At 73.0% G+C, this 11,878-nt stretch carries 7 protein-coding genes; 1 reads left to right on the top strand and 6 read right to left on the bottom strand.

Features of this window, described 5'->3' with window-relative positions; genetic code table 11:
- Window positions 1-3: 3 nt before the first annotated feature.
- Window positions 4-2,628: an ATP-dependent chaperone ClpB gene (gene clpB, locus QDS12_RS03765; protein ID WP_279877034.1), complete on the bottom strand. Its 2,625-nt coding sequence runs from the start codon at window positions 2,626-2,628 to the stop codon at window positions 4-6.
- 284 nt (window positions 2,629-2,912) lie between these two features.
- On the opposite strand from clpB, the gene QDS12_RS03760 reads away from it, so the two are divergent.
- The gene (locus QDS12_RS03760; protein WP_279877033.1) at window positions 2,913-3,632 is read left to right on the top strand and encodes a hypothetical protein; all 720 of its coding nucleotides are present in this window, start codon (window positions 2,913-2,915) and stop codon (window positions 3,630-3,632) included.
- A gap of 16 nt (window positions 3,633-3,648) precedes the next feature.
- On the opposite strand, the gene QDS12_RS03755 is transcribed toward QDS12_RS03760, so the two are convergent.
- The 5 genes from QDS12_RS03755 to QDS12_RS03735 form a co-directional block, all read right to left on the bottom strand.
- Window positions 3,649-4,596, bottom strand: coding sequence for an Abi-alpha family protein (locus QDS12_RS03755; protein ID WP_279877032.1), 948 nt, complete (start codon window positions 4,594-4,596; stop codon window positions 3,649-3,651).
- On the bottom strand, window positions 4,593-5,906 hold the full coding sequence (locus QDS12_RS03750; RefSeq protein WP_279877031.1) for a hypothetical protein: 1,314 nt from the start codon (window positions 5,904-5,906) through the stop codon (window positions 4,593-4,595). The genes QDS12_RS03755 and QDS12_RS03750 overlap by 4 nt, the downstream gene beginning before the upstream one ends.
- A gap of 145 nt (window positions 5,907-6,051) precedes the next feature.
- Entirely contained in the window at window positions 6,052-6,699 is a 648-nt protein-coding gene (gene lepB / locus QDS12_RS03745; RefSeq protein WP_279877030.1) for a signal peptidase I, read from the bottom strand.
- Between the two features lie 206 nt (window positions 6,700-6,905).
- Window positions 6,906-7,172, bottom strand: a complete 267-nt coding sequence (locus QDS12_RS03740; protein WP_279877028.1) for a WXG100 family type VII secretion target — start codon at window positions 7,170-7,172, stop codon at window positions 6,906-6,908.
- Window positions 7,173-7,286: 114 nt separating this feature from the next.
- Complete coding sequence (locus tag QDS12_RS03735) at window positions 7,287-11,870, bottom strand: FtsK/SpoIIIE domain-containing protein (RefSeq protein WP_279877027.1); 4,584 nt, start codon at window positions 11,868-11,870, stop codon at window positions 7,287-7,289.
- Window positions 11,871-11,878 lie beyond the last annotated feature (8 nt).

Genomic DNA, 11,878 nt, shown 5'->3' with positions numbered 1-11,878 from the left:
GGGTCAGACGGTCAGGACCAGCCCCGACCCACTCCGGTCGACGGTGACCGTGCCGCCGTCGGAGACCTCGCCGGCGATGAGCATCTTGGCCAGCGAGTCGCCGATCGAGGTCTGGATCAGGCGGCGCAGCGGCCGGGCACCGTAGGCCGGGTCGTAGCCGGCGTCGGCCAGCCACTCCTTGGCCGCGTCGGTGACCTGGACGGTGATCCGGCGCACCGCCAGCCGGCGCTCGAGCGCGGCCAGCTGGATGTCGACGATGCGGGTCAGCTCCTCCTTGGTGAGGGCGTCGAACAGGACGACCTCGTCGAGCCGGTTGAGGAACTCCGGCTTGAAGGAGGACCGCACGACAGCCATCACGCTGTCGCGCTTGACCTCCTCGTCCAGCAGCGGGTCGACGAGGAACTGCGAGCCCAGGTTGGAGGTGAGGATCAGCAGCGTGTTGCGGAAGTCGACCGTGCGGCCCTGGCCGTCGGTGAGGCGACCGTCGTCGAGCACCTGCAGCAGGATGTCGAAGACCTCCGGGTGTGCCTTCTCGACCTCGTCGAGCAGGACCACCGAGTAGGGCCGACGGCGGACCGCCTCGGTCAGCTGACCGCCCTCGTCGTAGCCGACGTAGCCCGGAGGCGCGCCGACCAGCCGGGCGACCGAGTGCTTCTCGGAGTACTCCGACATGTCGATGCGGACGATCGCCCGCTCGTCGTCGAAGAGGAAGTCGGCGAGCGACTTGGCCAGCTCGGTCTTGCCCGTGCCGGTCGGGCCGAGGAAAAGGAACGACCCTGCCGGGCGGTTCGGGTCGGAGATCCCGGCCCGCGAGCGTCGTACGGCGTCCGAGACGGCCTGCACCGCCGCCTTCTGGCCGATCAGGCGCTCGCCGATGACCTCCTCCATGCGGAGCAGCTTCGCGGTCTCGCCCTCGAGCATGCGGCCGGTGGGGATGCCGGTCCAGGCCTCGACGACCTCGGCGACCTGCTCGGCGCCGACCTCCTCGCCGACGAGCTTGTCGACGCCGTCGACCGGGCTCTCGGGCGCGTTGGCGGCCTCCTCGATGCGTCGCTCGAGCTCCTTGATCCGCGTCTCGGTCTGGTAGCGCTGCTCGAGGAGGGCGTAGCGCTCCGGACCCTCGGGCGCGATCAGCGACTCGCGGGTCAGCCGGTCGAGCTCGACGCGCAGCGCGTCCACCTGGCGGCGCAGCTCGCCCTCGCCCTCGAGGGACGCCTTCTCGCGCTCCCACCTGGCCTCCAGCCCACGCAGCTCCTCGGCCTTGTCGGCCAGGTCCTTGCGCAGCGCGGCCAGCCGCTCGACGGAGGCCTCGTCGGTCTCCTTCTCGAGGGCGAACTCCTCCATCTTCAGCCGGTCGACCTGGCGGCGGAGCTGGTCGATCTCCTCGGGGCTGCTCTCGATCTCCATCCGGAGGCGCGAGGCCGCCTCGTCGACGAGGTCGATCGCCTTGTCGGGCAGCTGCCGGCCGGTGATGTAGCGGTCGGAGAGGGTCGCGGCAGCCACCAGGGCGGCATCGGTGATGCGGACGCCGTGGTGGGCCTCGTACTTCTCCTGGATGCCGCGGAGGATCTGGATGGTGTCCTCGACGCTCGGCTCGCCGACGTAGACCTGCTGGAAGCGACGCTCCAGGGCCGGGTCCTTCTCGATCGACTCGCGGTACTCGTCGAGCGTGGTCGCGCCGATCATGTGCAGCTCGCCGCGAGCGAGCATCGGCTTGAGCATGTTGCCGGCGTCCATCTGGCTGTCGCCGCCGGCGCCCGCGCCGACGACCGTGTGGAGCTCGTCGATGAACGTGATGACCTGGCCCTCGGCCTGCTTGATCTCGTCGAGGACCGCCTTGAGCCGCTCCTCGAACTCACCGCGGTACTTCGCGCCGGCGACCATCGCGGCCAGGTCGAGCGACAGGACGCGACGACCCTTGAGGCTGTCGGGCACGTCACCCGCGACGACGCGCTGGGCGAGGCCCTCGACGACGGCCGTCTTGCCGACGCCGGGCTCGCCGATGAGGACCGGGTTGTTCTTGGTACGCCGGCTGAGGACCTGGATGACCCGGCGGATCTCGGCGTCACGGCCGATGACCGGGTCGAGCCGACCCTCCTCGGCGGACTTGGTGAGGTCGATGGAGTACTTCTCCAGCGCCTCGTACGTCGACTCGGCGTCCTGGCTGGTGACGTGACGGTTGCCTCGGACCGCCGTGATCGACTCGCGCAGGCCGTCGGCGGTCAGGCCCGCGTCGGTCAGCACCTTGCGGGCGGTCGACTCGACGGTCGCCAGCGCGATCAGCAGGTGCTCGGTGGCGACGTAGTCATCCTTCATCGACGGCGCCAGGTCGAGCGCGGTCGCGAGGACGCGGGTCAGCGCCGCCGACGCACCCGGCTGCTGCACGGTGCTGCCGCTGGCGCGCGGCAGCCGGTCACGCTCGGCGCTGGCGGCGTGCACCAACGCGGCGGCGTCCGCCCCCGACTTGGTGACGAGGTTGGCCGCCGTGCCGTCCTGCTGGAGCAGGAGCGCGACGAGAAGGTGGATGGGCTCGGTGGCGGTGTTGCCCGCCGTCGTGGCGGAGAGCTGGGCGGCCTCGATCGCCTCGCGGCTGCGGTTCGTGAACTTCTCGACCCCGAACTGGCTCATCGTGGTGGTGGCTCCTGTGTGTCGTGCGACTGGTCCGGCAGCACCGGAAAGTGTGCTGCTCATTGGCTCCAACACGCCAGAAGTTGAGTGCATTCCACTCAACTTTGACCGTTCTCGCGTGGCTCTCGGTCGCCGGATGCCGCCCGTGACATGCGCCACGTTACGAGCGGATCGCGATTGACCCCGCGTGGGCCGGGGCACGCTCCGGATTGGCCCGACGTCCGTCGACCTGCTTGGTTGAACGGTCTAGACCACTCCCGTTCTCGGTGCGGAGGAGTTCCGACTTGACCCAGCACAACCCCGGAAAGCACGCCGCGGCGCCCACCCCGCGGTGGCTCTTCCTCACCCAGCCCGACGCCGCTCGCCGCGGCCGCGACGCCGGCCGACGGATCGCCGAGGCACCCGTCGGCGCCACCCGTCGCCCCCGCCTGGCCCACCTGGTCCCACTCGGCGCGCTCCTCGTGGCCACCACCGGCGCCGTCGCCGTCGCCCTGCCCGACGACCACGCCGAGACCCCGACGACCAGCGCGGCGAAGGGGACCTGGCGGCCGCCGGCCTCGCCGCACGTCATCTCGAGCGCGACCGTCGCCGCACCCGCCGCCTACGTCACGCCGCCGGCGGGCAAGCACCGGGCCGCGCGTCCGTTCGACCACGCCGCGGCCACGCCGGCAGCGGCCCCCACGGCGGCGAGCGCCGTCGGGCGGCACCGCGCGGACGTCGTACGCCAGGAGCCGAAGGCGACGAGCCAGCCGTCCGCCGCGCCGTCGACCCAGCACGCGTCGTCGACGAAGGCGGCCACACCCGCGTCCACCCCGACGAAGGCGGCCGCACCCGCGCCCACCACAGGCGGCTCCGGCGGCTCCACGGGCGGCTCCGGCGGCACCGGCGGCTCCACCGGCGGCCTGGTCGGCACCGTCGTCGGGACCGTCGGCGGCGTCGTCGGCGGGGTTGTCGGCGGGCTCGTCGGCGGGGTCGTCGGCGGGGGAAACACCAACAGCCAGTGATCCGCCGAGTCCCGGGTCAGACCGTCGGCGGCACCGCCGCCTCGGCCTCGCCCGGGTCGGCGTGCTCGGGGAAGACCTCGGTGGCCGCCTGCTCCTCGGAGACGAGGCAGGTGCGGCAGAAGCCCTCGCCGAACGGCGTCAGGTGGATCGAGCGGCGCACCACCTTCGCGAACCGCACCGAGTGCACGGCGGCGAGCACGTCGGGCTGCGCCTCGAGCACCTGGTACTCCTGCGGGTCCTTGATCGGCTCCTTGGAGAACCACACGAGCCCGAGGCGGAACAGGTTGTTGAGGTAGGCCGGCACCTGGTCGGCGTACCGCACCCCGGCGCGCATGCCGATCATGGACAGCCCGGGGGCGATGAGCTGGCCGTTCATCATGCCGACCGGGCCGCCGCTGCGGACGTCGACCGACGGCTGCGGGCCGCCCTGGAGCAGGAGCAGCAGGATCCGACCCTCGTCCGGCGCGAGCTCGTCGAGGATCCGGGCGTACGCCGGGTGGCCCTGCTCGTTGGACCAGACGTCGCGCGACCGCTCGAGCAGGTCGGCCCCTCGCTCCCGCAGGCTGCGCGGTGCCGCAGGGTCGGCGGCCAGCCGCGGCTCGAAGGCTTCGCCGAACGCCTCGCCCGCCGCCATCAGCGCCCGCCCGACCGGCACACCGGAGGCCACCGACCGCGCCAGCTCGCCGACGACCGCCGCGGCGGCCGTCGCCTCGCGCACCAGCTCGGCCGCCTCGACGGGATCGCGCACCGCACGTACGACGCGCCGCCCGGTCCGCAGGGACGTGCGCACGCCCCACTCGGCGGCGTTGACGTAGGCCGCCCCGGCGACCCGGGTCAGCCCGGGAAGGGCGCGGATCGCCCCGCGCCGGTCGAGCCTGTCGAGACCCACCCGCGAGCGGCGTGCCGCTGCCCGGGGATCGAACCCGTCGAGATCCTGCGAAGGATCCGGGAAGCTGTCGCTCATGCCACCGTCCTGAAGATGAAGTAGTGCAGGAAGCCGCCGGCCAGTCCCATGATCGCGCCATGGGCGTAGAGCATCCACTCGTCCTCCTTGATGGCCGCCCGCATCATCTCCACGAAGTCCCGGGGCGGCAGCTCCTTGGTGCGCAGCGCGACGAGGGACTGGATCCGCGCTGCCTGCTGGCGGCTGAAGGCGGCGTCGCGGAACGGCATCAGCGTGCGCCCGACGGCCTCGCGGGCCACCGAGTCACGGATCGTGTCGAAGCGCTGCGGGCCGACGGCGACCCGCACGACGCCACGGACCGGCCCGGCGGCCTGGTCGATCGCGGGTCGCAGGGCAGCGGCGAGCATCGCGCGGGTGCGGTCGCCGGAGGGCCCGTCGAGCAGGTGGTCACCGATCCGCTCGAGCGTGATCACGTCCTCGGCGATGATGCGGGCGTAGACCTCGGCCGCCTCGCTCTGCCGGCGCGGGAAGAGGCCCTGGACCCGCACGCCGAGGATCCGCCGGGGCACCGGCGGCTCGAAGATCAGCCACATGCCGAGCGCGTTGGTCGCCCACCCCACGACCACGCCCAGCACCGGCAGCAGCCACCAGGAGTGCCACAGCGAGTCGGCGATCGCGACCGGGATGCCGAGCAGGAAGCCGAAGATGAAGCCGAACGCGACCATGAGGTCGAGCTCGCGCTGCCCGAAGTCGCGGAAGATCCTGACCACGAGCTGCGGGTTCTGGCGGAAGTGCTCGATGACCATGTACTTCGGGTCGAGCAGCTGGTCGATGTGGACGCCGATCTCGTCGGTGACCCGCCCGACGATGGTGGGCAGCTGCGCCTGCACCCGGACGACGACACCGTCTCGGACGGCCTGCGGCAGGTCCCGCCACAGCCGAGGGTGCTCCTCCCGCATCACCTGGTCGACGAGAGCCGGCACCTCGGGCCCGAACGTCTCGACGATGTGGGCGGCGATCCGCTCCGGCTCGAGCTGCTGGTAGAAGTCCCTCGGCGTGCCGAGCTTGGCGATCGCCTTGTCGACGGCGATGGAGCCCATCTTGGCGGCGCGCGCGGGGATGATGCCCTGCCAGCCGACACCGCCCTGCAGGATGCCCGGAACCTCCTGCACCTTGCGCGGGAGCAGGCTGGCGAGCTCGCGCATGCCAGGCACCTTCACGCCCTTGAACGCGATCGGGTTGAAGAGCATCCACAGGCCCGACCAGTTGATCAGCCAGCCGATGACCCCGGTGAACACGGGGATCGTGGCGAAGCTGACCCACTGGACACCGTCCGCCCAGTCACGGAGCCAGTCCCACAGCCCGTCCACGAGGTGTCACACCCTTCGTCGCTGACCCGTCCCCCACCGGCCCGTCCAGCCCTCCCCGGCCGGGCCGAGAGTAGCGGCCCGCCGGTCGGTCGCGACACCGTGTGTCCGCGACACCTGTCACATCTAGTCCTGCGAGGTTGTCACATCACGGCGGCTGCAGGACGAGCCGCGCGTCGCTGGTCAGCGGGCCGAACCGTCCGGCGGGCAGGATCCGGAACGTCAGCGCGGTCTCGATGGCCTCCGCCGCGACGAAGCCGAACACCCGCGAGTCGGTGGAGCCACCCCAGTTGTCGCCGATCAGCCAGTACGACGCCGGCGGCACCGTGACCCAGGCCCGCGCCATCGCCGCCTTCCCGTCCGCCGTGCAGCAGGACGCGGTGTCGGTCCCGAACCGCCCGTGCCACGCCGGGTTGTCGACGACGTAGACGTCCGCCGACCCGGCCGGGCGGACGTAGACCCGTGGCGCCGCGACCTCGCTGCCGATGGAGACCTGGTCGCCGGGCAGCCCGATGACACGCTTGACGATCCGGGTGCCGCGGCCCGGCTCGCTGGCCTCCACGAGGTCGAAGCGACGGACGTCCTCACGACCGAACGGGCCGACCTCCAACCGGTCACCGGGTCGCAGCGTCGGCTCCATGGAGTGGCCGCTGACCTCGACCGAGAACGTCAGCGCCGCGACCGCGACGAGCATCGCGAGCAGCAGGAGGACGAGGCCGGTGCCGCCGACGAGGCCGAGCACCGCTCCGCGCTGTCCACGGCCCCTGCCGACGGGTCGTCCACCAGCGGTCGACATCGCACCCCGTCCTCGTGCTCGGCGTCGAGGCGGCCGGCCGACGGCAGGCCCGCGTCCATGCTCGAGCAGACCGGTGACGTGCAGCGCCGTCGGAGGCGATCTTTCGCCCGCCTGCGGTATCCCGCCGCGGCCGAGCGGTGCCGATCACCTCCGACGGGACGGACGGACCGGGACAGCGTGTGCCCGGTCCGTCCGCTGTCGGTGGATCAGGCGGCGCCGGTCGCCTGAGCGATGGCCTGGCGCTGCTTCTCGACGGCCGAGGACGCCTCGTTGAGGGCGTGCGAGATCTTCGGGAAGTTCGTCTTGAACTCGTCGAAGCCGGCGTGGAACTTGTCCGCGTTCGGACCGGTCCACTGGGTCTTCTTGACGAAGCCGTCGAGCTCCGACTTCAGGGACTCGATCGACGTGCTCGCCTGGTCGAGCTTCTTCGACAGGTCGTTGAGGTCGTCGAGATCGGCACCGAGAAATGTCATGGTTCCCCCTCCGAGGGTGGGTCAGCGTCACTGGTGCGCACCCGACGATCGGGCGCGTCATCGTGTTGATTCCCTCACACCACCCAGGTAAACCTCGGCGCCGGAAAGACGGCCTCAGCCCTCGGGCCAGATGACCTGGACCCGCTCGACCGAACCGCCGCGCACGAGGTAGCCGCCGCCCGGCGGCATCGGCTGGCCGTACGCCGACCGGGCCAGCCGGACCCCGAAGTTGTCGGCGTCGGTGCTCGACTGCGGCGCCAGCATCACGCCGGAGCCGCTCTTCTTGAGCGTGGCCGCAGGGCCGCGGTACTGGCTGCTGATGTCGGCCGGCGTGCCGGCCCCGACAAGGAGGGAACCGCTGTCGCGCAGCCGGTCCAGGTGCTCGGCGACCAGGTCGGCGAGCCAGTCGTCGTTGCCGACCAGCTCGACGTCGTCGACCACGGTGAGCGAGGGTGTCCCCGACGCCCGTAGCTGGGCGAGCAGGTCGGTGACCTCGGTCTGGTCCGACCCCGCGTCGAACGGGCCGTGGACGCCGGGCGTGCCGGCCAGGTCGCGCAACGGGCTCACCCGTGGCGTGATGACGACGACCTTCCAACCGGCCGCGAGCGCGAAGGCGGCCATCGTCCGCAGCGTGGTGGACCGGCCGGTGCGGCGTCCACCGGTGACCAGCAGGCCCGGCCCGTTGTCGACGGCGTCGAGGCCGCGCAGCGCGAGCGTGTCGCCGCCGACCGCGACGGGGATCGTCGTCCCGGCCGGGGGCTCACCGAGGCCGAGCGCCTCCGACATCGTGATGCGGGCCGGCAGGACGTCGAGCCGGAACGGGAGCCGCTCGCGGTCGGCACCCGCAGCACGGGCCGCCGCGTCGCGACCGAGCCGCTGCAGCGCCGCGACCTGGGCGGTGCCGGACGGGTCCTCGTCGAGCAGCGCGACCTGCGTCTCGCGCAGCCCCTCGGCCCGGAAGCCGCGGCCGTCGGCGAGGGTCGGGGGCGCCTGGCGCGAGCTCATGCCGATCGCGCCGAAGTCGGTCGGGTCGACCATGCGCAGCATCAGCTTGTCCTCGACCAGGGTGGACATCCGGCCGACCGTCAGTGTGCGGTCACCGGTGACCACGATCCGGAGACCGACGCCGGCGCCCTCCTGGAGCAGCTGGTGCCACGCCTGCACGAGGCGGCCGCCGTCGAGGTCGTCGTACGCCTGCTGGAAGCCCTCCCAGCGGTCGAACAGCACGACGACGTAAGGCATCCGTTGCTCCGCCGGGACGCTGGCGCGCTGCTCGGCGACGTCGGCGAAGCCGGCCATCGCCAGCCGCTGCTGCCGGTCGGAGACGAGCTGGCGCAGCCGGGTGACCAGGCGGTCCATCCGGTCGGTCTCGTTGCGGGTGACCACCGCTCCGACGTGCGGGAGGGCGACCAGCGGCAGCAGCGCGTTGTTGCCGCAGTCGACGCCGTAGACGTGGACGTCCTCGGGGCTGACATCGCGGGCGATGGCGCCGGCGATCGCCCGCAGCGCCGTCGATCGGCCAGCCCGCGGGGCCGAGATGATCCCCAGGTTGCCGCCCTGCTCGAGGTCGAGCAGGGCCACCCCACGGCGCTGCTCCGCGGGCACGTCGGTGAGGCCGAACGGGATCCGCAGGCGCTCCCGGTCGGGTACGGCGGCCGGGAACTGCTCGAGCACCTGCTCCAGCGTCACCACGGAGTCGAGCGCGGGCAGCCAGGGCGGCGGCGGCGCGACGATGCCGCTGGCCGCGCTGGCGTCCTGGGCCGCCTTGACGAGCGCGGCCAGGTCGGTCGGGACGCTGACGTCCTGCTCCGCCCCGACCTGCTCGCGCTCGGGAGTGCCGAGCGTGGTGAAGGTGACCGGCCGCAGGCGGACGTCGGCCCCCGCATCGGCGCCGCGCGGCCGGCCGCCGACCCGCGACGACTGGAACGGGACGAGGTTCGAGTGGCCGAGCCGCGCGTAGCCGCGGCCGGGCGTCGACTTGGCGATGTGCGCGGCGTCGGGCGCCTCGATGACGTCGGTCGAGTCGCCGGCGTCGGTGACCCGCAGCGCGATGCGCAGGTTGGTGTTGGACTTGATCTCCGCGCTCACCACCCCGGCCGGCCGCTGGGTCGCGAGGATGAGGTGGACACCGAGCGAGCGGCCGCGGCGGGCGATGTCGACGAGGCCGGTGACGAAGTCAGGGAGCTCGGTGACCAGCGCGGCGAACTCGTCGATCACGATGAGCAGTCGCGGCATCGGGTCGTCGTCGGGGCCCTTCGCCGCCAGGTAGTCCTCGATGTCCTTCGCGCCCGCCCCGGCCAGCTGGTGCTCACGACGACGCAGCTCGGCGCCGAGGCTCTCGAGGGCGCGGGTCGTGAGGTGGCCGTCGAGGTCGGTGACCATGCCGACGGTGTGCGGCAGGTGGTTGCAGTCCTTGAAGGCCGCGCCGCCCTTGTAGTCGACGAGCACGAAGTTCATCTCGTCCGGCCGGTTGCCGGCCGCGAGCGACGCGATGATCGTCTGGAGCAGCTCCGACTTTCCGGAGCCGGTGGTGCCGGCGACCAGGCCGTGGGGGCCGTCGTGGCGGATGTCGATGGTGAACGCGCCGTCGCCGCCCTCGCCGATGACGGCCTTGGTGGTCCGGCCGACCGACCGCCAGCGATCCAGCACCGCCGCCTCGGAGGGCGGGTCGAGCCGGATGACGTCGAGCAGCCGCGAGGAGGAGGGGAGTGTGCCGCCATCGGCGACGGCGCTGACGTCGCGGACCGGCGCCAGGCTCCGCGCGACCAGCTCCGCCCAGGCGGTGCTCACCAGGTCCGGGCGCACTCCCTCGACGGTCGGGTGGCCGGTCCGTCGTACGGTCGCGACGTCGGGCGCGACGTCGACCACGACCTGGCACTCCTCGGGGAGCAGCCGCTCGTCGGCGTCGAGGCAGAGGAAGTACATCCGTACCGCCGGCCCCTCCTGGAGGAGCTGCGGGACACCGGGCAGCAGGCGCAGCCGGCGGGCGCCGTCGAGGACGACGAGCACGGGCTGGGCGGGCGTGGCGCCGCGCCCCGCCGACAGGGAGCTGCGGTCGCTGGCGGCAGCGGTCCGCTCGTCGAGCATCCGGAGCAGCTCGGCGATGCGCAGCGACACCGACTCGTCGTCGACGCCGACGTGGGCCAGCTCGGAGTCGCCGAGGTCGGCGCGCATGTGCGGCAGCCAGCGGACCCAGCTCCACGCGGGCGACGCCGCGGTGTCCGTCAGCAGGACCATGTCGAGATCGGCCGGTGAGTGCAGCACCGCCAGCTGCCCGAGCATGAAGCGGGCCAGCCCGAGCCGGGCCGGCTCCGGGCCGGCGACGCCGGTGACGCCTGCCTCCGCGAGCGGCACCACGACGGGTACGTCAGGGGCGGTCCAGACCAGGTCGCCCTCGTGCTCCTCGCGCGCCGGGTCGCGCATGCTGACCTCGGAGGACTGGTCGGCCGTCCCGACGCGGGCGAGCAGGAAGTCCGGGTCGGCCTGGCGCCGCTCCCACAGCCGCATCCGCGGTCCGACGGCGGTCAGCAGCGTCTCGCTCGCGTCGACGTGGTCGCGTCGCCGCGCCGCCCGCTCCTCGACCAGGGCGTCGAAGGCGTCCTGCTGGATCCGCGCCGTGCGGGCCAGATAGGTGTCCAGCTCGGCGGCGTAGCGCTGCTTGGCCTGCCGACGCCCGCTGGTGAACTGGCTCAGCGCCATCAGCGGCGAGAGGGCGCAGATGATCAGCGAGAGCGGGCTGCGGGTGAACCACCACATGGCGAGGCCGGTGAGCACCGGCAGCAGCATGAGCGCCAGCGGCAGGGGCAGCTTCTCGGGACGAGTCGGCTCGCCGGGCAGCGTGAAGGCGGTCGTACGCACCGGCGGCAGGATGCGCGGCGGCCGGTTGAAGTCGAGGTTCTCGCCGGCCGGGTTGGGCGAGAGCGACGCGTCGGGCGGGGTGACCGGGTGCAGCTCCAGTAGCGCGGGACCCGCGCCGAGCACCTGACCGGGCTCCCACGCGGCCGCCGCGTCCAGCGGCGCCCGGTCCAGGTGGACGAGCGGTACGTCGTCGGCGGGGTCGGTCGTCACGGTGCCGTCCGGGAGCGGGACCCCCGGCTTCGGCTTGCGCGGTCGCACCATCTCGCGCGTGCCGAGGACGATCGGGCCCGGAAGTGGTCGGCTGCGTCGTGGCACCTCGCGCGTGCGGCCGACGACCTCCGGCACCGGCTCGACCGCGACGACCCCGTCAGTGCGCACCCGCAGCCGCAGGACGACGCCGGGCAGCCCCTCGCCCGCCACGCGTATGTCGCAGTCGGGAGTGGTGCCGACGGCGTACTCGCCCGCGTCGAGCCGAGTGACGCCACCGGCTCCGGGACCGCTGGTGATCCTCACCTCGACCAGGCCGCCGGGCTCGACCAGCCCGGCCGGTAGCCGCTCACCGACGCCGAGGACGGAGCCGTGCCGCACGGCGCTCGACGCGAGCGGCTCGGCCGGGTCGAGCAGGCGGGCGCCGAGGTAGAGCGGCGGCGCGGGCGCATCCACGGGGGTGCTGCCGACCACCCGCAGCGTCGGCGGACCGCCGGCTGGTGCGGGCACGAGGGCATCACCGAGCGCGCGGCCGATCACCGTGGCGAGGTCGGCGACGCGCGCGTCGTCCTCGGCCTCGACCGCGAGGTCGACGGGTCGGCCGCCGGCGACGGCGGTGATCAGCAGACGCATCCGTCGTC

The sequence above is a fragment of the Nocardioides sp. CER19 genome, assembly GCF_029846275.1.
GTDB lineage: Bacteria > Actinomycetota > Actinomycetes > Propionibacteriales > Nocardioidaceae > Nocardioides.
This window is presented reverse-complemented; position numbering and strand designations above follow the sequence as displayed.